The 19142-nt window shown below is 68.4% G+C and carries 21 protein-coding genes; 6 read left to right on the plus strand and 15 right to left on the minus strand.

Annotated elements, in window-relative coordinates; all coding sequences use genetic code 11:
• Window positions 1-14 precede the first annotated feature (14 nt).
• Window positions 15-1208, minus strand: a complete 1194-nt coding sequence (locus AC3XYG_RS07710) for a CynX/NimT family MFS transporter (RefSeq protein WP_489139228.1) — start codon at window positions 1206-1208, stop codon at window positions 15-17.
• 400 nt (window positions 1209-1608) lie between these two features.
• On the opposite strand from AC3XYG_RS07710, the gene AC3XYG_RS07715 reads away from it, so the two are divergent.
• Entirely contained in the window at window positions 1609-3876 is a 2268-nt protein-coding gene (locus tag AC3XYG_RS07715) for a calcium-binding protein (protein ID WP_489139229.1), read from the plus strand.
• A gap of 78 nt (window positions 3877-3954) precedes the next feature.
• On the opposite strand, the gene grxD is transcribed toward AC3XYG_RS07715, so the two are convergent.
• From grxD to AC3XYG_RS07745, 6 genes are all read right to left on the minus strand, one after another.
• Window positions 3955-4293 carry a Grx4 family monothiol glutaredoxin gene (gene grxD / locus AC3XYG_RS07720; RefSeq protein ID WP_489139230.1) on the minus strand — a complete coding sequence of 113 codons (339 nt, stop codon included), beginning with the start codon at window positions 4291-4293 and terminating at the stop codon, window positions 3955-3957.
• A 23-nt stretch (window positions 4294-4316) separates the two neighbouring features.
• Window positions 4317-4556, minus strand: coding sequence for a BolA family protein (locus AC3XYG_RS07725; protein ID WP_489139231.1), 240 nt, complete (start codon window positions 4554-4556; stop codon window positions 4317-4319).
• Window positions 4557-6779 (minus strand): phosphoribosylformylglycinamidine synthase subunit PurL, encoded by a 2223-nt coding sequence (purL, locus tag AC3XYG_RS07730; protein WP_489139232.1) that lies wholly within the window; start codon window positions 6777-6779, stop codon window positions 4557-4559.
• The gene (gene purQ, locus AC3XYG_RS07735) at window positions 6776-7456 is read right to left on the minus strand and encodes a phosphoribosylformylglycinamidine synthase subunit PurQ (RefSeq protein WP_489139233.1); all 681 of its coding nucleotides are present in this window, start codon (window positions 7454-7456) and stop codon (window positions 6776-6778) included. Before purQ ends, purL begins: the two co-directional genes overlap by 4 nt.
• A gap of 55 nt (window positions 7457-7511) precedes the next feature.
• Complete coding sequence (locus tag AC3XYG_RS07740; RefSeq protein WP_489139234.1) at window positions 7512-7757, minus strand: DUF1127 domain-containing protein; 246 nt, start codon at window positions 7755-7757, stop codon at window positions 7512-7514.
• Window positions 7758-7850: 93 nt separating this feature from the next.
• On the minus strand, window positions 7851-8072 hold the full coding sequence (locus AC3XYG_RS07745) for a hypothetical protein (protein ID WP_489139235.1): 222 nt from the start codon (window positions 8070-8072) through the stop codon (window positions 7851-7853).
• A gap of 135 nt (window positions 8073-8207) precedes the next feature.
• Between AC3XYG_RS07745 and gcvA (AC3XYG_RS07750) the strand changes: the two genes are divergently transcribed.
• On the plus strand, window positions 8208-9140 hold the full coding sequence (gcvA, locus tag AC3XYG_RS07750; RefSeq protein WP_489139236.1) for a transcriptional regulator GcvA: 933 nt from the start codon (window positions 8208-8210) through the stop codon (window positions 9138-9140).
• A gap of 18 nt (window positions 9141-9158) precedes the next feature.
• Here gcvA (AC3XYG_RS07750) and AC3XYG_RS07755 read toward each other — a convergent pair whose 3' ends face one another.
• Both AC3XYG_RS07755 and AC3XYG_RS07760 read right to left on the minus strand, forming a co-directional pair.
• On the minus strand, window positions 9159-9899 hold the full coding sequence (locus AC3XYG_RS07755; RefSeq protein WP_489139237.1) for a dienelactone hydrolase family protein: 741 nt from the start codon (window positions 9897-9899) through the stop codon (window positions 9159-9161).
• A gap of 243 nt (window positions 9900-10142) precedes the next feature.
• Window positions 10143-11021, minus strand: coding sequence for an MBL fold metallo-hydrolase (locus AC3XYG_RS07760; RefSeq protein WP_489139238.1), 879 nt, complete (start codon window positions 11019-11021; stop codon window positions 10143-10145).
• Between the two features lie 150 nt (window positions 11022-11171).
• Between AC3XYG_RS07760 and AC3XYG_RS07765 the strand changes: the two genes are divergently transcribed.
• Window positions 11172-12143: a GlxA family transcriptional regulator gene (locus AC3XYG_RS07765; RefSeq protein WP_489139239.1), complete on the plus strand. Its 972-nt coding sequence runs from the start codon at window positions 11172-11174 to the stop codon at window positions 12141-12143.
• 18 nt (window positions 12144-12161) lie between these two features.
• Here AC3XYG_RS07765 and AC3XYG_RS07770 read toward each other — a convergent pair whose 3' ends face one another.
• Window positions 12162-12383, minus strand: a complete 222-nt coding sequence (locus tag AC3XYG_RS07770) for a DUF1127 domain-containing protein (protein WP_489139240.1) — start codon at window positions 12381-12383, stop codon at window positions 12162-12164.
• A 130-nt stretch (window positions 12384-12513) separates the two neighbouring features.
• Here AC3XYG_RS07770 and gcvA (AC3XYG_RS07775) point away from each other — a divergent pair, with 130 nt between their 5' ends.
• Both gcvA (AC3XYG_RS07775) and AC3XYG_RS07780 read left to right on the plus strand, forming a co-directional pair.
• Window positions 12514-13437 (plus strand): transcriptional regulator GcvA, encoded by a 924-nt coding sequence (gene gcvA / locus AC3XYG_RS07775; RefSeq protein ID WP_489139241.1) that lies wholly within the window; start codon window positions 12514-12516, stop codon window positions 13435-13437.
• Between the two features lie 74 nt (window positions 13438-13511).
• Complete coding sequence (locus tag AC3XYG_RS07780; protein ID WP_489139242.1) at window positions 13512-14222, plus strand: tellurite resistance TerB family protein; 711 nt, start codon at window positions 13512-13514, stop codon at window positions 14220-14222.
• A 131-nt stretch (window positions 14223-14353) separates the two neighbouring features.
• Here the strand turns inward: AC3XYG_RS07780 and purS are convergent, their stop codons facing one another.
• Together purS and purC are read right to left on the minus strand one after the other, a co-directional pair.
• Complete coding sequence (purS, locus tag AC3XYG_RS07785; protein ID WP_489139243.1) at window positions 14354-14596, minus strand: phosphoribosylformylglycinamidine synthase subunit PurS; 243 nt, start codon at window positions 14594-14596, stop codon at window positions 14354-14356.
• Window positions 14593-15360: a phosphoribosylaminoimidazolesuccinocarboxamide synthase gene (purC, locus tag AC3XYG_RS07790; protein WP_489139244.1), complete on the minus strand. Its 768-nt coding sequence runs from the start codon at window positions 15358-15360 to the stop codon at window positions 14593-14595. Before purC ends, purS begins: the two co-directional genes overlap by 4 nt.
• Before the next feature lie 216 nt (window positions 15361-15576).
• Here purC and AC3XYG_RS07795 point away from each other — a divergent pair, with 216 nt between their 5' ends.
• Complete coding sequence (locus AC3XYG_RS07795; protein WP_489139245.1) at window positions 15577-15906, plus strand: DUF1476 domain-containing protein; 330 nt, start codon at window positions 15577-15579, stop codon at window positions 15904-15906.
• Window positions 15907-15964: 58 nt separating this feature from the next.
• On the opposite strand, the gene AC3XYG_RS07800 is transcribed toward AC3XYG_RS07795, so the two are convergent.
• The 3 genes from AC3XYG_RS07800 to AC3XYG_RS07810 form a co-directional block, all read right to left on the minus strand.
• Window positions 15965-16801, minus strand: a complete 837-nt coding sequence (locus tag AC3XYG_RS07800; protein WP_489139246.1) for a carbohydrate ABC transporter permease — start codon at window positions 16799-16801, stop codon at window positions 15965-15967.
• On the minus strand, window positions 16798-17676 hold the full coding sequence (locus AC3XYG_RS07805; RefSeq protein WP_489139247.1) for a carbohydrate ABC transporter permease: 879 nt from the start codon (window positions 17674-17676) through the stop codon (window positions 16798-16800). The genes AC3XYG_RS07800 and AC3XYG_RS07805 overlap by 4 nt, the downstream gene beginning before the upstream one ends.
• Window positions 17677-17749: 73 nt before the next feature.
• A complete protein-coding gene (locus tag AC3XYG_RS07810) occupies window positions 17750-19135 on the minus strand; it encodes an ABC transporter substrate-binding protein (RefSeq protein ID WP_489139248.1) in 1386 nt (461 codons plus the stop codon).
• Window positions 19136-19142 lie beyond the last annotated feature (7 nt).

Genomic DNA, 19142 nt, shown 5'->3' on the forward strand with positions numbered 1-19142 from the left:
TTGTTTTGACTGGCTCAGCGCCGGACGGTGACCGCGGGGACCTGGCGGTCGCGGCCGGCGCCCTGGCCGGCCAGGGCGGCGACGGTGCCGATCGCCAGCACCAGGAAGCCGGCCGCGGTCCAGCCGCCGGTCCAGTCGTGCAGCAGCCCGGTCAGCAGCGGCCCGCCGGAGGCCAGGGTGTAGCCGACGCCCTGGGACATCGCCGACAGGTGGGCGGCGGCGTGGGCATCCTTGGTGCGCAGCACGATCAGGGTGATCGCCACGGCGAAGGCGGCGCCCTGGCCGATGCCCAGCAGCACGACCCAGAGCCAGACCGTGCTGAGCGGCGCGAACAGGCAGCCCCACAGCCCGGCGACCGAGAACACCATGCACAGCAGCGTGGCCAGGCGCTGGTCGCGGCCGCGCGTCGCCAACGACGGCGCCACCAGGGCGGCGCCGACCTGGATCAGGATCGAGACCGACACCATGATCCCGGCGGCGACTCCGTCGACGCCACGATCGCGCAGGATCGGCACCAGCCAGCCGAACACGGTGTAGGCGAGCGAGGATTGCAGCCCCATGAACAGCGTCACCTGCCAAGCCAGCGGGCTGCTCCATAGTCCCCGCACGGTGAAGCCGGCCTGGACGGCCTGGCCGTGGCGGCGCGGGATCTGGGTCAGCCACACCGCCGCGGCGATCACGACGGGGATCGTCCAGAATGCCAGGGCCGCGGCCCAGGAGCCGCCGGCAGCCCGGGCGATCGGCAGGGTCGCGCCGGCGGCCATGGCGGCGCCGGCGCACAGCGCCATGGTGTAGACGCCGGTCATCAGCGCCGCATGGTCCGGGAAGTCGCGCTTGACGATGCCGGGCAACAGCACGTTGGTCACGCCGATGCCGGCCCCGGCAAGGATGGCGCCCACCAGCAGCGCCAGCGGCGTGCCCAGGCCGCGCAGCGCGGTGCCCAGCGCCAGCACCAGCAGCAGCGCCAGCACCGCCCGCTCGGTGCCCAGCCGGCGGCTGATCCGCGGCGCCAGCACGCCGAACAGGCCAAGGCACACCACCGGGGCGGTGGTCAGCAGGCTGGCGCCGCCGGCGGACAGGCCGGTGTCGGCGATGATTTCCTTCAGGACGGGGCCCAGGCTCGACAGCGCCGGGCGCAGGTTGATCGCGATCAGCACCAGGCTGGTCACCAGCAGCCAGCCGGCCTTCAGCCGGGTGGGTGGCGGCATCTCGTCGACCTCGGCGTCGATCAGAAGGTCGTCGGCCAGGTCTGGGGGGACGTGAGACGCAAATGCGGAAGCGGCCCGATCGTTCTCGGCTGCTGACACGGGCCTTCCCCTCCTGAGATTATCGGCCGCTCCCCATGCAGATGGGTGCGGCATCCTTGCCGCCATTCTGGACCGAACCGGCGGCGGCAGGGCCGCTCTCCTCGTCATGCCTGGGTCACAGCCCCGGCATGACGGCACGTCAGCCCGGATGTCATTGCCCGGCATGACGGACACGCCGAAGGCGACCCACCAGCCTACAGCGTTGCTCGCGGTTGCGCGTCCCCCGTTCGGCTGATGTGGCGGGCATAGTTTTGCCGCAGGCTGGGCGCAACCTGCGATTGGAACCGAAGGGGGCTTCATCATGGCTTACATACCCGGCACTGCCGGTAACGATACTTTGGTCGGCACCACCAGCGACGACACCATCGACGGCATGGCCGGCAACGATGTTCTCAGCGGCGGCATCGGCAATGACACGCTTTACGGCCGCGACGGCAACGACACGCTGAACGGTGGCGACGGCGACGATTACATCGCCACCGGCATCGGGGTCGACATCGTCGATGGCGGTGTCGGCACCGACACGCTCTATGTCGACCACAGCGCCGCCACGACAGGGGTCAGCTTCACCCTGAACGGCGCCGCCGGTAGCGACGGCAGCCGGGCGATCAACATGGAGTCGATGAGCTACTATGCCGGGTCGGGCAACGACACCATCACCGGTGCCGCAGGGGCCGACACGATCTACGGCTATGCCGGCACCGATGCCCTGAATGGCGCGGGCGGCAACGACACCCTCCATGGCGGCCTCGGCACCGACACGCTGACCGGCGGGGACGGCAATGACAGCCTCTATGGCGAGGATGGCAACGACATCCTCCGCGGCGGCCTCGGCACCGACTACATGTATGGCGGACTTGGCGACGACCGGATCGAGACCGGGGGTGGCGGCAGCGACTACGGCTCCGGCGGCGACGGCACCGACACCCTGGTCGGATCGGCGGATGCCGAGACCCTCTATGGCGACGCCGGCAACGACAGCATCACCGGGGCGGCCGGCAACGACACGCTCTATGGCGGCGACGGCAATGACACCGTTAATGGCGGCGACGGCGACGACTACATCGCCACCGGCCTCGGGGTCGACATCGTCGATGGCGGCGCCGGCACCGACACGCTGTATGTCGACCACAGCGCCGCCACAACAGGGGTCAGCTTCACCCTGAACGGTGCCGCCGGCAGCGACGGCAGCCAGGCGATCAACATGGAGCTGATGACCTATTATGCCGGGTCGGGCAACGACACCGTCACAGGGGCAGGCGGGGCCGATACGATCTATGGCTATGGCGGCACCGACGCCCTGAACGGGGCGGCCGGCAACGACAGCCTCCATGGCGGCGACGGCACGGACACCCTGACCGGCGTGGATGGCAATGACAGCCTCTATGGCGAGAATGGCAACGACACTCTCCGCGGCGGGCTCGGCACCGACTACATGTATGGCGGAATTGGCGACGACCGGATCGAGACGGGCGGCGGGGGCAGCGACTACGGCTCCGGCGGCGACGGCAACGACACCCTGGTCGGGTCGGCCGACACCGAGACCCTCTATGGCGATGCCGGCAACGACACGATTTCCGGCGCCGGTGGCGCCGACAGCCTCTATGGCGGCCTTGGCAACGACACGCTCTCGGGTGGTGCCGGGGCCGATTGGCTGGATGGCGGGGACGACACCGACACCATCACCTACAGTACCAGCGCCAGCGGCGTGGTGATCGATCTTTCCACCGGTGCCGCATCAGGCGGCGACGCGACCGGCGACCATCTGGTTTCGATCGAATCCGTCATCGGTTCAGCCTTTGCCGACAGTCTCACCGGCAGTGACGATGCCAACACCCTGCAGGGCGGTGCCGGCAATGACACGCTCTCCGGCCTGGGCGGCAACGACACGATTTCCGGCGATACCGGCAACGACACCCTCCGGGGCGGAGTCGGCACCGACGTGCTGACCGGCGGTGACGGCAATGATTCCCTCTACGGTGAAGACGGCAGCGACCTGCTCCGCGGCGGCGCAGGGGCCGACCGCCTCGATGGCGGCGCCGGCGTCGACACCATCAGCTACACCGACGGCGCCGCCGCCATCATCGTCAACCTCAACACCCAGCAGGGCAGCGGCGGCAACGCCGCGGGCGATACCTATTTCGGCATCGAGAACGTTACCGGCTCGACCGGCGGAGACACCATCACCGGCAACATCCTCGCCAATGTGCTGAACGGCTGGTCCGGCAAGGATGTGCTGACCGGCCTCGCCGGCGCGGACCGTTTTGTCTTCTCCGATGCCGCTCAGTCCGCGGCGGGCGCGGCGGGGCGCGACACGATCGCCGATTTCAGCCATGCCCAGGGTGATCGCATCGACCTGTCCGCGATCGATGCCAATTCCGGAGTTGCCGGCGACCAGGCCTTCAGCTTCATCGGCAGTTCCGCCTTCTCGGCGGCGGGGCAGGTGCGATACCAGGCCTCCGGCAGTGCCGTGATCGTCGAAGGCGACATCAATGGCGACCACGTGGCCGACTTCCAGATCGTCCTCAACCAGACGTCCAGCCTGCAGGCCTCCGATTTCGTCCTGTAGGGCCGGCCGATACGACAATGCCCGCCCCGGGAGGGGCGGGCATTGGACTGGCTGGATCGGTTGTCGTGGTGCCGGGCGTCAGCCCTGGGCGGCGACCGCGACGCCCTTGGTCTCGAGCAACTCCTGCAACTCGCCGGTCTGGAACATCTCGCGGACGATGTCGCAGCCGCCGACGAACTCGCCCTTGACGTAGACCTGCGGAATGGTCGGCCAGTTCGAGTATTCCTTGACGCCCTGGCGCAGGCCGGGATCGGTCAGGATGTCGATGCCCTTGAACGGGACGCCGATATGGGTCAGCACCTGCACCACGGCGGCGGAGAAGCCGCACTGCGGGAACACGGGCGTGCCCTTCATGTAGACGACGACGTCGTTGCTGGCGATGTCGCTCTTGATGCGCTCGAAGACAGGATTGTCCATGGGGGAACTCGCTTGTCGGAGGGTCAGGCTTCGGCGGCGGCGGTGGTGTGCAGCATCAGCGCATGCAGCTCGTTGCCCATCCGGCCACCCAGGGCCTGATAGACCATCTGATGCTGCTGCACGCGGCTTTTGCCGGTGAAGGCGGCGCTGGTGACATAGGCGGCGTAATGGTCGCCATCGCCGCGCAGATCCTCGATCCGCACCTCGGCGCCCGGCAGGCCATCCTTGATCAGGCGGACGATTTCCGCCGGCTCCATCGCCATCTATGCGTCTCCAGCCTGGATGATGCCAGTCATATAATCGGGCAGCCACGCCTCGTTGGCGGCCCGCAGCTCGCTTACCGATATGGCCCCACCATCCCGGCGCTTCAACAGGTCGCCGCCGGTGGTGCCGATAATCCGCGCCGGGACCCCGGCCGCCCGGGCCTGCGCAAGCACCGCCTCGCCATCCCCCGTGGTCAGGAGGTAGCGGCCCTGGTCCTCGCCGAACAGCGCGCCCGCCTCGGCGGCCAAGTCGATCTCGGCGCCGATCCGGCCGGTCATCGCCATCTCGGCCAGGGCGACATAGAGGCCGCCATCGGCCAGGTCGTGGCAGGCGGTGACCGTGCCGTCCTGGATCAGGGCCCGCACCAGGTCGCCGTTGCGGCGCTCGGCGGCGAGATCGACCGGCGGCGGCGCGCCGTCCTCACGGCCATGGATCTCGCGGGCGTACAGCGACGTGCCGAGATGGCCCTGGGTTTCACCAATCAGGACAATGGCATCGCCCGCGGCCTTGAAGCCGAGCTTGACGTAGCGCCCACCGGCCTCGATCAGGCCGACGCCGCCGATCGCCGGGGTCGGCAGGATGCCTTCACCGGAGGTTTCGTTGTAGAGCGAAACATTGCCGGAAACGACCGGAAAATCAAGCGCTTGGCAGGCGGCGATCATGCCCTGGATGCAGCCGACGAACTGGCCCATGATCCGCGGTTTCTGCGGGTTGCCGAAGTTCATGTTGTCGGTGATCGCCAGCGGCCTGGCCCCTGTGGCGGTGAGATTCCGCCAAGCTTCGGCGACGGCCTGGGCGCCGCCCCGCTCCGGGTCGGCAAGGCAGTACCGCGGCGTGCAGTCGGTGGTGATGGCCAGCAATTTGCCGGTGCCGTGCACCCGCACCAGCGCGGCATCGGCCTCGCCGGACAGGGCGACGGTGTCGGCGCCGACCCGGCTGTCATACTGCTCCCAGATCCAGCGCTTGGAGGCGAGGTCGGGGCAGGCGAGCATGCGCTTCAGCACCGCCTCGGGCGCTTCCGGCAGCGGTAGGGTCGCGGCGGCGATCTCCGGCTGCTTCGGCGTCGGCTCCCACGGCCGGGCGTAGTTCGGCGAGGCGTCGACCAGCTCCGCCACCGGCATGTCGGCCCAGGTGCGGCCATACATCTTCAGCACCATGCGGCCGGTGTCGGTGACCCGGCCGATCACGGCGAAATCCAGCTCCCATTTGCGGAAGATCGCCTCGGCCTCGGCCTCGCGGCCGGGCTTCAGCACCATCAGCATCCGCTCCTGGCTTTCCGACAGCATGATCTCGTACGGGACCATGTTGGTCTCGCGCTGCGGCACATGGTCGAGATCCAGCTCGATGCCGCAGCCGCCCTTGCTCGCCATCTCGACCGAGGAGGAGGTCAGGCCGGCCGCGCCCATGTCCTGGATCGCGACGATGGCGTCGGTCGCCATCAGCTCCAGGCAGGCTTCGATCAGCAGCTTCTCGGTGAAGGGGTCGCCGACCTGCACGGTCGGGCGCTTCTCGTCCGAGGCGTCGTCGAATTCGGCCGACGCCATGGTGGCGCCGTGGATGCCGTCTCGCCCGGTCTTGGAGCCGACATAGACCACCGGGTTGCCGATGCCGCCGGCGGCCGAATAAAAGATCTTGTCGGTGTTGGCCACGCCCACGGTCATGGCGTTGACCAGGATGTTGCCGTTGTAGGAGGCGTGGAAGTTGGTCTCGCCGCCCACCGTCGGCACGCCGACGCAATTGCCGTAGCCGCCGATGCCGGAGACGACGCCGGCCACCAGGTGCCGGGTCTTGGCGTGGTCCGGGCTGCCGAAGCGCAGCGCGTTCAGGTTGGCCACCGGCCGCGCGCCCATGGTGAAGACGTCGCGCAGGATGCCGCCGACGCCAGTCGCCGCACCTTGGTAGGGCTCGATGAAGCTCGGGTGGTTGTGGCTTTCCATCTTGAAGATGGCGGCCTGGCCGTCGCCGATGTCGATCACGCCGGCATTCTCGCCGGGGCCGCAGATCACCCAGGGTGCCGTGGTCGGCAGCTGCTTGAGCCAGCGGCGCGAGGATTTGTAGGAGCAGTGCTCCGACCACATCACCGAGAAGATGCCCAGCTCGGTCAGCGTCGGCATCCGGCCCATGATGGTCTGGGTCAGCGCGAATTCATCGGCGGTCAGGCCGTATTCGGCCGCCAGCGCCTGCGTGACCTCGGGCTCGGGGGGAAGCGCGCGCGTGGTCATGACAGGATCTGCACCAGGCCTTCGAACAGGGCGCGGCCGTCGGTGTTGCCGTGTTCCGGCTCCGATGCACGCTCGGGGTGGGGCATCATGCCGAGCACCCGCCGGTTCTCGGACAGGATGCCGGCGATGTCGTTCAGGCTGCCATTCGGGTTGCCGCGGCCGTCCTGGTCCGCGATGTAGCGGAAGGCAACGCGGTCTTCGTCCTCCAGCCGTTTCAGCGTGTCCGGATCGGCGAAATAGCAGCCGTCGTGATGCTGGATCGGGATGCGCACCGTCTGCCCGGCATTGTAGCCGCGGGTGAACGGGCTGTTCGAGGTCTCGACCCGCATCGACACGGTGCGCGACACGAAGGTCAGGCCGGCGTTGCGCATCAGTGCACCGGGCAGCAGCCCCGCCTCGGTCAGGATCTGGAAGCCGTTGCAGATGCCGACGGTCGGCACCCCGCGGGCGACGGCCTGGCGGATCGCCCCCATGACCGGCGATTGCGCGGCCATGGCTCCGGAGCGGAGGTAGTCTCCATAGGAGAACCCCCCGGGAATGGCGATCAGGTCGGTCGGTGGCAGCTCGGTTTCGCGGTGCCAGACCATGTGGGTCGGCCGTCCGGTCGCGTGGGAGAGTGCCACGGCGAGGTCTCGGTCGGCGTTCGATCCCGGGAAGACGATGACGGCGGCTTGCATGCCCGCGGTTTAACCGGCCCGCAGGGCCTTGGCAAGAACGCTGCGGGCTGTCCTGTCATGCACGCCAGAAGGGCTTCTGCCCTTCGTCGAGCGCCTCGTCGCGCGACAGGCCGATGTCGCTCAGCATGTGGTCGTCCATCGCCTGCAGATGCTGCCGGCTGCGGCGCCGGTAGGACCAGGTGGCGAAATGCCGGGCGACCGGCTCGATCGCGGCAGTCCAGAGGCGGCCGGTGCCGCCTGCCGGGGTGTTGGCGGCAGCGTTTTTCGTGGCCGAGTTCAGATGTCCGTGGGTCATGGTCATGATGGTCTCCATCGCAGTGTCCGATGGGCGGAGGGCTTAGCCCATCCGCCATCGGGCCGTGTGTGACCGGCGTGACAGGGGCGGGCCCTCAGGTCACAGGCGCAGGATCAGGTCGCGCGGATCGGTAGGGGCGGCCGGCAGGTCGATGCCGACATCGCGCAGCATGTGGTCGTCCAGCCGGTCGACCGGCAGCCTGGCGCCGCGGCGGCCGACCAGGACGGTCGCGGTGGCCTTGACCGTCGCCCACAGCCCGGCGCGGCGCTGAGGCAGGCTGGTGCGGGGCTGGATCGTGGCGGTGCGTGCGGCGGTGGTCATTTCATGTCCCTTTCCGGCGGGGGTTCGTCGGGAACACCTGCAAGATCGGATTCTGGAGAACAAACCGCAAACAGGATATTCTCGTGCCGGGGATAAGAGAATCTATCGGACCCGGTCCCGAGGAGGGGAATGACCATGGCCACGCGCCGCCGCCTGCCGCCGCTGAACGGCATCCGCGCCTTCGAGGCTTCGGCCCGCCATGAGAGCTTCACCCGCGCGGCGGAGGAGCTGGCCGTGACCCAGGCCGCCGTCAGCCAGCAGGTCCGCCGGCTGGAGGATTGGCTGGGCGCCAAGTTGTTCGACCGCACCGAAGGCGGGCTGGAACTGACCGAGATCGGCCGCGCCTACCTGCCGGTGCTGCGCGACGCCTTCGACGCCATCGCCGACGCCACGGCCCGGATCCGGCCGCCGCCGCATTCCGGCATTCTCACCGTGTCGGCGATTCCGTCTTTCATCCGCAAATGGCTGGTGTCGCGGATCCCGTCCTTTCACGAGCAGCAGCCGGAGATCGACGTCAATCTCGACGCCGAATCCCGGCTGATCGATTTCAGCCGCGACAGGGTCGACTGCGCCATCCGCTTCGGCAGCGGCGCCTGGGACGGGGTGGTGGCGGAAAAGCTGTTCTCCGAGGACACCTTCCCGGTGTGCAGCCCGGACCTGGTCGCGGCCGGCCTGTCGGGGTTGGAGGATCTGCGCCGCTTCCGCCTGCTGCATGACGAGACGCTGGTGCAGTGGAAGCACTGGCTGCGGGCGGCAGGGATGGAGGAGCTGGGCTGGGTTCGCGGCCCCAGGACGCAGGATTCGGCGCTGCTGATCCAGATGGCGATCGAAGGCCAGGGCGTGGCGCTGGCGCAGCGGGTGCTGGTCATGGACGATCTGCGCGCCGGCCGGCTGGTGCGGCCGTTCTGGCACTCGCTGGCGAGCGACCACCTGAAGAGCGACTATGCCTATTACTTCGTGGCGCCGCCCGGCGCGCTTAACCGGCCGCTGGTGCGGGCCTTCCGCGACTGGCTGTTCGCTGCCGCCGCGGAGGCCGAGGCCGCGCCGGAGACCCTGCCGGCGGCCTAGCCGCCGGCAGGGTTCGGCCTAGGCCAGCGCCTCGTCGAAGACGGTCAGCAGCCGCTTCCAGTGCCGCTCGGCCCCGGTCTCGTCATAGACGCTGTGGTCGGGCACCGCCCAGCCATGCGCCATGCCGACGTAGTTCTCGATGATGTGGTCGACGCCGCCCAGCCGCAGGGCCTCGGCCAGCCGGGCCGACTGTTCCGGCGGGAAGCTGTTGTCGACTCCGGCGACGCCGACATAGACGCGGCCCTTGATCTGGCCGGCGAGAAGATGCGGGCTGTCGGGCGTCTCGCTGGCCAGGTTGCCGCCATGGAAGCTCGCCGCCGCGCCGATCCGGTCGGCATAGGCGGCTGCCGCCGTCAGCGCGCGACCGCCGCCCATGCAGTAGCCGACGGTGCCGATTGGGCCCGTCACATTCTCCGCGTCGAGCACGTCGAGGAAGGCAGCCGTGTCCCGCCGCGTCATCTCCTGGCTGGTCTCGCGCACCATCGACATGATCCGGGCACGGTCCGTCTCGTTGCCGAAGGAGGCGCCGGTGAAGGGGCCATACGCCCCCGAGCGGTAGAACAGATCCGGCAGCAGGACGACATGGCCCGCATCGGCCAGCCGCTGCGCCATGCCGGCCAGCGACGCGCGCGGGCCCATCGCGTCCATGTAGAGGATGACCCCGCGCAGCGCCTTGCCGGTGGCGGCGGCGCCATCGGGGTGGAACAGCGCCGCCTTGGCGGTTCCGTCCGAGGTCCTGATCTGAAGGTCGCGCCTCATCTGCCCATCCCTTGTCAGTTCGCCCCGGCCGCGAGGGCGCGCATGCGGCCGCCGGCCCGGCAGGGCAGCCGGGCCGGCGGTGCAATTCGGAGAAGGGCGACCGTGCCGGGATGATAGGACCGTCGCGCGGCGGCGCCGATGCCTTTTGCCCCGGCGCGTCCTGAGCGGCATGCATTTCCGCCATCGGCGAAGCGGCACGGACCGGCGGAGCCTGTTCCCGTCAGCTGCCGCGGCGCCCCCGCGTCAGGAGGGGACGTAGCGGTAGCCCGCCCCGCGCGTTTCGGCGAAGCCCACGCCGGGATAGGTCCAGTGGTATCCCAGCAGTTTGATGCGGTCCGCCGTGGCGCGGCGCATCAGGCCTGTCCGGGTCTGGATCGCCAGGTCCGGAAGCGTGTCGTAGCCGAACCTGGCCTCGGGAAACCGGAACGACGCGATCTCGTTGGTGGCGACGTCCCCGGTGATGATCAGCCCTTCGCCGCCCGCCACCTCCAGCGAGATATGGCCCGGCGTGTGGCCGGCGGTGTCCAGCGCGCGCAGCCCGGTCACCACGTCGTCGCCCGCCTTCAGCATCACGACCCGTTCGCGGATGGCGTCAAAGTCCCGCCGCGTCTCCTCGGCGAAGGGGTGGAGTTCGGCCGGCATGGCGGTGCGGTAGTCGGGATCCATCCAGAAATCCCATTCCGCGGCGGCGACATAATAGGTGGCGTCGGGAAAGCGCAGACGCCCATCCTCGGCCAGCATCGCCCAGGCGTGATCGGGATGGCCATGCGTCAGCACGACCTTGGTGACCATCCCGGGATCGATGCCGGCGGTTTTGAGATTGGCCGACAGCCGGCCATCGCTCGGCTGGTATCGGGTGCCGGCGCCGATGTCGACGAGGATCAGGTCGCGGCCCCGGCGCAGGACCGGGATGTTCGTCTTGGAATTGACCAGCCCGGCGGCGGGATCGCCGGTCGCGGCCAGCACCTCCGCACGATCGGCCGGCGTGCCGTCGGGCATCACCAGGTCGATCGGCACCGTGATGTGGCCGTCGCTCAGGACGGTGATATCGAACTCGCCCTGCGTGAAGCGGTGAAATTGCCCCGTCGCCGGCCAGTCCGGCCGGTTGTTGCCCGATGTCACGATCGTTCCTTTCATTGGCATCCGTGCCGCGCCGCGTCCTCGTCGGGCGGCTGTCCCGGTTGAAACCATAGGGCGGCCCCGCCACCTGCGGGATTGGCGGATCCGACAATCTCCGTGCCAAAACTGACAGAGAGCATGATGCCGTTGCAGATGGCCCCGGGACCTGTCGAAACCGTGGAGGAAGCCGGGCTGGTTCTCTATCCGGGATGCCAGGCGGCGACAGTGCACGGGTTGAACGACCTGCTGCAGGTCGCCAGCGACATCGCGGTCGGGCGCGGCGGCCGCCCCCTGTCTGTCACCTGGTGGGGTGCGGATGCGTTCGGCCGGATCGAGCGGCGCCCCGAAGGCCATCCGGGCACCGGGCGGGATCCGGGCATCCTGATCGTGCCCGGGCGGTTGTCGGGGCCGGTCGATGCGGCGGAGGCCATCCCCCTGGCGCGGTGGCTGGCGGAACAGCATGCCCGCGGCGCGACGCTGGCGGCTGTGTGCGGCGGAACCTTCCTCCTGGCGGAGACCGGCCTGTTGTCCGGACGGCCCGCGACCAGCCACTGGGCTTTTGCCGAAACCTTCCGGGCGCGCTTCCCCGATATCAGGCTGGACGTCGACAGGATGATCGTCGACGACGGCGACATCGTCACCGCCAGCGGGATGATGGCATGGGTCGATCTCGGCCTGCGCCTGGCCGAGCGTGTTTTCGGCGGAGCGGTGGCGGCGGAGGCCGCGCGCTTCCTTCTGGCGGATCCCGCCGGCCGCGAACAGCGGCATTACAACGGGTTCCTGCCACGGCTGAGCCATGGCGACGAGGCCATCCTGAAGGTGCAGCATTGGTTGCAGGCCACCGGGGCCCGGGCGGTCACGGTGGCGGAGATGGCGGGGCAGGCCGGCCTGGGTGAGCGCACCTTCCTGCGCCGCTACAGGGCGGCGACGGGGATGAAGCCCACGGAGTATGCCCAGCGCGTGCGGATCGAGCGGGCGCGGGACCTGCTGCAATCCACCCGGCAGCCCATCGACCGGATCGCCTGGACGGTCGGCTACGAGGACGGCGCTGCGTTCAGGCGCCTGTTCCGCCGTATGGTCGGGCTGTCGCCGGGCGACTACCGCCGCCGCTTCGCAGTTGGTTGAGGCTGGCGGGCTGACGCGTCATTCCCGCCAGAACGGCTTGCGCCGCATCGCCTCGACCTGATCACGGCGCAGGCCGAGATCGTGCAGGGCGTCGTCGTCCAGGCGCTGCATCTCGGTGCGGGCGACGATGCGGGCGCGCCACAGGGCCGGCAGGGCGGCCAGGCGGCGGAAGAAGGCAAGGGCGGGGCTCGGCCGCGGCCGAGAGTCCCGGCGCGGCCCGTCGATGCAGACGGTGCTCATGTGATGTGTCCAGATCGGGGTGAAGGATCAGGGTCGACCCTTGCCCTTAAGATCGGTCCTGGCGGCCGCGCGCGCAAACGGGATAGTGTGGCCCTAGCCCTACAAAAGCTTGGGCTAGGGGAGATGCGAAATGGCGTGGCGGTTGCCGCCGCTGAACGGTGTGCGGGCCTTCGAGGCGGCGGCGCGGCATCGCAGCTTCACCCGGGCGGCGGGCGAGCTGTCGGTGACCCAGGCCGCTGTCAGCCAGCAGGTGCGCCGGCTGGAAGGCTGGCTGGACGTCCGGCTGTTCGACCGCCGCGAGAACAGCCTGGAGCTGACCGAGGCGGGGCGCGCCTACCTGCCGCTGGTCAGTGCCGCGCTGGCCGGCATCGCCGATGCCACGGCGCAGATCGCGCCCGGCCGCTCGACCAGCATCCTGACCGTCAGCACCACCACCTCCTTTGTCGCGAAATGGCTGGGCGCCCGCCTGTCGGGCTTCATCGCGGCCCACCCTGATGTCGACGTCAACGTCACCGCATCGCTGGCCCAGGTCGATCTCGGCGGCGGCGAGGCGGATTGCGCCATCCGCTGGGGGCGGGGCGGCTGGGACGGGCTGGTGGTCGACCGGCTGTTCGCGGATGACAGCTTCCCGGTCTGCAGTCCGGCGCTGCGGGACGGCCTGCGGACGCTCGACGACCTGCGCCGGTACACGCTGCTGCACGACCAGTCCCTGGCGCCCTGGCGCGAATGGCTGCGCGCCGTCGGAATGGCCGATGTCGACTGGGTGCGGGGGCCGCGCATGAGCGATTCCTCCATGGCGATCCAGACTGCGATCAGCGGGCAGGGCGTGGCCCTGGTGGTGAATTCGCTGGCGGCCGATGACCTGGCCGCCGGCCGCCTGGTTCGGCCGTTCGACCTCTCGATCGCCAGCGACGCCTGCTATCATTTCGTAGCCCCGCCGCGCACGCTGCGCCGGCCGATGGTGCGGGCGTTCCGGGAATGGATCCTGGCGGCCGCGGCGGAAACCGCGCTGGCGCCGCGCGAGCCGGTCATGACGTCGCGCCCGGGCGATTGAGCCTGTACGCGACTTGTCTGGCGCCGCCGGCCGGGCCATCTCCCCTCCAACGCAATGATTGGGAGGAGAGGCGCGTGATCGACCCGAAAGCGCTGTTCGAGAATTTCCTGGGCAAGACGAACAAATCAGGCGCGACCCCGCAGGGCGAGGCCAAGGGGTCTGGCTGGTCCGACAATCTCGGCACGCTGGCGACCGGCGCGCTCGGCGGCGGGGTGATCGGCCTGCTTCTCGGCTCGAAGAAGGTGCGCAAGTTCGGCGGCTCGGCACTCGGCTATGGCGGGGCGGCGGTGCTGGGCGGCCTGGCCTTCAAGGCGTGGCAGGATTGGCAGGCCAAGCGGGCGCCGGCCCCGGCCCAGGCGCCGGTCCAGCAAACCCTGGCCCTGCCACCGCCGAGCAGCCCGTTCGACCTGGAGACGCAGAGTGCGGCGGGGGGCGGTGATGCCCGCATCGCCGTGGTGCGGGCGATGATCGCCGCAGCCAAGGCCGACGGCCATATCGATGCGACCGAGCAGCGGGCGCTGTTCGACCGGATCGGGCAACTCGGCCTCGACACCGAGCAGAAGGCGTTCGTGATGGATGAGCTGGCCAAGCCGCTCGACGTGGCTGCGATCGCGGCCCTGGCGGCGACGCCGGAACAGGCGGCGGAGATCTGGCTGGCCTCACGCCTGGCGGTCGACCCGGACGACCCGCGCGAAAAGGCCTATCTCGACGACCTCGCCACCCGTCTGAAGCTGCCGGACGGGCTGGCCGCCCATCTCGAAGCGCAGGCGTCGACGGTCGGGTGAGCGCCCTTACCCTCCGATGTCATGCCACGGCTTGACCGTGGCATCCAGGGGCGACCAGAGCGGCCCTGCTTGGCCCCTGGATTGCCCGGGCAAGCCGGGCAATGACAGAAGGGGAAGCGGAACTGGCCGCCTCAGGCGACCAGTTCGATCGCGTAGCTCTCGGTCACCGGGTTGGCGAGCAGCTTCTTGCACATCTCGTCCAGCCGGGCGCGCGCCTGGGCGGCGTCGTCGGCGGCGATCTCGACCTCGATCACCTTGCCCTGGCGGACTTCGCCGACCTCGCCGAAGCCGAGGCCTTGCAGGGAATGACCGATCGCCTTGCCCTGGGTGTCCAGGACGCCGGGTTTCAGCATGACGTGGATGCGGGCTTTCATGGGGATGCCTGTGTTTCGCGGATGTCGACGACGCTTCCTTCCGGCAGGATGCCGAGGCGCCGGGCCACTTCCTGATAGGCCTCGATGACGCCGCCCAGGTCCTGGCTGAAGCGATCCTTATCGAATTTCTCGTTGGTCTGCACGTCCCACAGGCGGCAATTGTCCGGGCTGATCTCGTCGGCCAGCACGATCCGCATCTCGTCGTTCTCGTCGTAGAGACGGCCGAATTCGAGCTTGAAGTCGACGAGCTTGAGGCCGGTGCCGAGGAACAGGCCCGTGAGGTAGTCGTTCACCCGCAGCGACAGCGAGACCATGTCATCCAGGTCCTGGGCGTTGGCCCAGCCGAAGGCGGTGATGTGCTCTTCCGACACCATCGGGTCGTTGAGTTCGTCCGACTTCAGATAGTACTCGATGATCGAACGCGGCAGCGGCGTGCCTTCGGGCACGTTGAAGCGCTTCGAGAACGATCCGGCGGCGATGTTGCGGACCACGACCTCGAGCGGAATGATCTCGACCTCGTGGATCAGCTGCTCGCGCATGTTCAGGCGGCGCATGAAATGCGTCGGCACGCCGATCTCGGACAGCCGGGTCATCAGGTACTCGGAGATGCGGTTGTTCAGCACCCCCTTGCCCGAGATCACAGCCGTCTTCTGCCCGTTCTGCGCGCTTGCATCGTCCTTGAAGTACTGGACGATCGTGCCCGGCTCCGGCCCCTCGTACAGGACCTTGGCCTTGCCTTCGTAGATGCGCCTGCGGCGGCTCATAGCGGATCGCCCATGTGAACGGTGATGCCAACAAAAAAGATCGGGACGCCCTTGCCGGACGTCCGCGGTCGCGCAGATATAGCAAGCGCACGTTCGCTAAACAATTGCACGCTCCGCGACGTCGCGCGCGTGACCCCGGGCGCGAGAGTCGTTATAGGATGCTGTTTCTGGCGAAGTGCGCCCGCGGCGGCGGGCAGATAAGAGGAATTCGGTAGGATGACGTTCGAATCGCGGGGGCAGGCTTTCGAGGCGGAGTTCCAGCACGATCAGGAGCTTTTGTTCCGGATTCAGAACCGCCGCAACAAGCTGCTCGGCCTGTGGGCTGCGGAGCTGATGGGGCTGACCGGCAGCGCCGTCGACGCCTATGCCAAGGACGTCATCATGTCCGATTTCGAGAAGCAGACGGACGAGGACGTGCACGACAAGGTCTACGCCGACCTCAAGATCCACGACGTCGACCTGTCGGATCACCGGCTGCGCAAGAAGATGGACGCGCTGCTGGCCGTGGCCCGGCAGCAGATCATGACCGAGGCGACCCCGAAGTAAGGGGCCGACCCTCCGGCAGACAAAAGGGCGGCTCCGGCCGCCCTTTTTCATGCGTGCGTCAGCCCTTCACCGCACCGGCCGTCAGCCCGCTGGTCATGGCGTTGCGGAAGACATAGTAGATCACCGCTGGCGGCACGGCGTAGATCAGCCCGGTCGCCATCAGCAGGTTCCAGGGCGAATCATCGGCCGACAGGAACAGGCCCAGCCCGACCGACAGCGGCGCCGCCTTCTCGCTCGACAGCAGCAGGAAGGCGTAGAGGTACTCGTTCCAGGCCAGCAGCAGCGCGTAGATGCCGATCGCCACCAGCGACGGGCGCATCAGCGGCAGATAGACCATGCGGAAGATCTGCAGCGGCTTGGCGCCGTCCATGATCGCCGCCTCGTCCAGCTCGCGCGGCAGCTTGTCCGACGCCTGCTTCAGCACCCAGATGGCATAGGGCGAGGCCAGCGCGACCATGGCCAGGATCAGGGCGAGCTGGGTGTTCAGGAGGCCGTAGGAGCCCATGGTCTTGTACATCGGCACGGCCAGGAAGGCGGCCGGGATCAGATAGGTGGTCAGCGCCATGTTCATCACGGTGCGGCCGGCCCGCGCCCGCAGCCGGCTGATGGCGAAGGCGGCGCAGGTGGCGACGAACAGGGTCAGCACCCCGGTGGAGACCGCGATCAGGAAGCTGTTGCCGAGCTGCAGCCAGAAATTGCTGAGATAGTAGTGCTGCTGCCGGAACACGGTCAGGAAGTTGGTGAAGGTTGGATGCTCCGGCCACAGGTCGCCGGCCAGCACCGAATCCTGCGGCGAGATCGCCAGGATGAACAGGTGGTACAGCGGCACCACCGTCCACAGCACGATCGGGATCGCGATCAGGACCAGCACCACTTCTCCAAGCCAGCGCCTCATGCCTCGCTCCCCTTCGACAGGCGTTTCACCATGACGAAGACCATCGGCAGGATCAGCGGCATGGCGACGATGATCGAGGCGACGCCGAGATCGAGGTTGTTGTTGCGGAGATAGCGGATGCCCAGCGTCGCCAGCACCTGGGTGCTGTCGGCCGGGCCGCCGCCGGTCAGCAGGTAGACGCTGTTGAAATCGCCCAGCGTCCAGATCATCGACAGGATGGTGGAGGTGACGTACAGCGCGGCCACCGACGGCCAGGTGACGAAGCGGAAGCGCTGCCAGCGCGACGCGCCGTCGACCGAGGCGGCCTCGTACAGGTCGCGGGCGATGGCCAGCCGCCCCGTCAGCAGGATCAGGGTCCAGAACGGCAGCGACTTCCAGATGTGGACCACGATGGCGCAGCAGAAGGCGAGCCACGGGTTGGTCAGCCAGGGCGGGCCTTCGAAGATGCCGAACAGCCGGAACAGCTGCTGGTTGATCATGCCGTTCTCGGGGTTGAGCATGACCCGGAACGACAGGATGGTCGGGATCGAGGGCACCGCCCAGGGCAGGATGAACAGCACCAGCAGCAGCCGGATCCACCAGCGCGGCACGGCGAAGAAGCCGGACAGGCCGAGCGCGATCACCATCTTCACATTGACCGCGATCGCCAGGAACAGGACCGTGTTGACCGCGGCGGTCAGGAAGATCGGGTCGGCGAACAGGCGGCGGTAGCTGGCGGGGTCGGAGCCGAGATAGAGGCCGTAGCCGACGGGATAGGCCACCAGCACCAGGAACACGGCGATATAGGGGGCCAGCAGGATCCAGCCCCACATCGCCCAGCTGCGCCGGTGCCGGCCGGCGGCGGCCGGGATCGCATCGATCGTGGTCGCGGTCATCGGTTGATCGTCCCTGAAAGGGGGCGGGAAGCCCGGCCGGCGTGACAGGCGCCGCACCGGCCGGGCCGTGGGCTTAGCCGGCGATGACCTTGATACGGGCGATCATCTCATCGACCGCCTGCTCGGGCGTCAGCCCGTCCTGGACCACGCGGTCGAGCGCCTTGGCCCAGACGTTCTCCGCATTCACCGTGGTGAAGTGGTAGTTGTAGACGAAGGGGAACGGGATGGTGCCGTCGGTGAACTGCTTCGACACCACGGCGCGGTGCGGGTCCTTGCCGTCGGTCCAGAACGGGGCGGCCGCACCCGACTTGCTGGTCGGATACCAGCGCCCGACCGAGCCTTCGACGAAGGGCGTCAGGTTCTCATCCTTCATCATGAAGGCCATGAATTCCTTGGCCCGGGCCTTGTTCTTGGAATCGGCGAAGATGACCGCGGTCTTGGTCGCCGCCAGGTTCGGCAGCACGCCGCCATCCGGCTTCGTCGGGAAATAGGCGGTGCGGATGTTCTCTTCGTAGTTCTTCTTGGCCTGGGCCCGCTGCTCATCGGTCAGCGTCGGGTTGGTCGAATCGTCCAGGTGCTTGCCGGCGATCGAGATCGTGGCGTTGTGGGTCAGCACCGTGGTGCGGTTGTGGAAGTTGACGTTGTTGTCGGTGTCGAGCCAGTTGACCGACGACGGCGGGGTACAGCCGCGGATGAAGATCGAGGTGTAGCTCTTCACCGCCTCGATCATCGCCGCGCGGTTCTCGGGCTGGTCCAGCACGATCTTGCCGCTCTCGTCGACGATCTTGACGTTGTAGGCGTCGGCCCAGGTCAGGAAGCTGAAGAAGGTGTCGGAGGCGGCGACGCTCATCGGCTGGCCGATGCCGTAGATCCGCTTGCCCTTGGCGCGCAGCGCCGTCTGCACCTTGCCGCACCAGAAGTCCCAATAGGCGTCCCAGGTGGTCGGGATGTCGGCCTCGGTGAAGCCGGCATCCTGCAGCATGTCCTTCCAGTAGAAGATGTGCATGGTCTGGCGTTCGATCGGGAAGGCGTAATAGGCCTTCTGCCCGGTCTTGCCGTTCATCAGGAAGGTGGTGGCCAGCGCGTCGGGCTGGAAGCCGTCCTTGATCGGCGCGATGACGTCGCTGACATCCTCCAGCCGGCCCTCATAGGCCCATTGGCCGGTGGTGCGGAAATCATAGGTGGTGCAGTAGCCGACATCGGGCGGCGTGCCGGCCTCGACCGCGGCGACCGACTTCACGATGCAATCCTCGGTCGAATACAGCGACAGGTCGACCTTGACGCCGGTCGACTTCTGGAACCGGTCGATCAGGGCCAGCAGGGCATCGTCCTCGCCCTTGTAGAAGCCCTTGGTGAACCAGACGGTGAGCGTTTCCTCCGCCTGGGCCGGCATCGCGAAGGCGAGGCCGAGGGCCAGGGCACAACCCGCCGCGATGGGGCGGAGACCGATCTTGGGCATGCAGCTT

It is taken from the genome of Inquilinus sp., from assembly GCF_057815775.1.

Excerpts from the sequence above, each read along its gene's own strand:
- purC (WP_489139244.1), bottom strand. The coding sequence starts at position 15,360 with ATGAGCCGCCGCAGGCGCATCTACGAAGGCAAGGCCAAGGTCCTGTAC.
- purQ (WP_489139233.1), bottom strand. The coding sequence starts at position 7,456 with ATGCAAGCCGCCGTCATCGTCTTCCCGGGATCGAACGCCGACCGAGAC.
- AC3XYG_RS07740 (WP_489139234.1), bottom strand. The coding sequence starts at position 7,757 with ATGACCATGACCCACGGACATCTGAACTCGGCCACGAAAAACGCTGCC.
- gcvA (WP_489139241.1), top strand. The coding sequence starts at position 12,514 with ATGGCGTGGCGGTTGCCGCCGCTGAACGGTGTGCGGGCCTTCGAGGCG.
- AC3XYG_RS07795 (WP_489139245.1), top strand. The coding sequence starts at position 15,577 with ATGACGTTCGAATCGCGGGGGCAGGCTTTCGAGGCGGAGTTCCAGCAC.
- AC3XYG_RS07710 (WP_489139228.1), bottom strand. The coding sequence starts at position 1,208 with ATGCCGCCACCCACCCGGCTGAAGGCCGGCTGGCTGCTGGTGACCAGC.
- AC3XYG_RS07810 (WP_489139248.1), bottom strand. The coding sequence starts at position 19,135 with ATGCCCAAGATCGGTCTCCGCCCCATCGCGGCGGGTTGTGCCCTGGCC.
- AC3XYG_RS07800 (WP_489139246.1), bottom strand. The coding sequence starts at position 16,801 with ATGAGGCGCTGGCTTGGAGAAGTGGTGCTGGTCCTGATCGCGATCCCG.
- AC3XYG_RS07755 (WP_489139237.1), bottom strand. The coding sequence starts at position 9,899 with ATGAGGCGCGACCTTCAGATCAGGACCTCGGACGGAACCGCCAAGGCG.
- purS (WP_489139243.1), bottom strand. The coding sequence starts at position 14,596 with ATGAAAGCCCGCATCCACGTCATGCTGAAACCCGGCGTCCTGGACACC.
- AC3XYG_RS07725 (WP_489139231.1), bottom strand. The coding sequence starts at position 4,556 with ATGGCGATGGAGCCGGCGGAAATCGTCCGCCTGATCAAGGATGGCCTG.
- AC3XYG_RS07770 (WP_489139240.1), bottom strand. The coding sequence starts at position 12,383 with ATGAGCACCGTCTGCATCGACGGGCCGCGCCGGGACTCTCGGCCGCGG.
- AC3XYG_RS07715 (WP_489139229.1), top strand. The coding sequence starts at position 1,609 with ATGGCTTACATACCCGGCACTGCCGGTAACGATACTTTGGTCGGCACC.
- AC3XYG_RS07765 (WP_489139239.1), top strand. The coding sequence starts at position 11,172 with ATGGCCCCGGGACCTGTCGAAACCGTGGAGGAAGCCGGGCTGGTTCTC.
- gcvA (WP_489139236.1), top strand. The coding sequence starts at position 8,208 with ATGGCCACGCGCCGCCGCCTGCCGCCGCTGAACGGCATCCGCGCCTTC.
- grxD (WP_489139230.1), bottom strand. The coding sequence starts at position 4,293 with ATGGACAATCCTGTCTTCGAGCGCATCAAGAGCGACATCGCCAGCAAC.
- AC3XYG_RS07745 (WP_489139235.1), bottom strand. The coding sequence starts at position 8,072 with ATGACCACCGCCGCACGCACCGCCACGATCCAGCCCCGCACCAGCCTG.
- purL (WP_489139232.1), bottom strand. The coding sequence starts at position 6,779 with ATGACCACGCGCGCGCTTCCCCCCGAGCCCGAGGTCACGCAGGCGCTG.
- AC3XYG_RS07805 (WP_489139247.1), bottom strand. The coding sequence starts at position 17,676 with ATGACCGCGACCACGATCGATGCGATCCCGGCCGCCGCCGGCCGGCAC.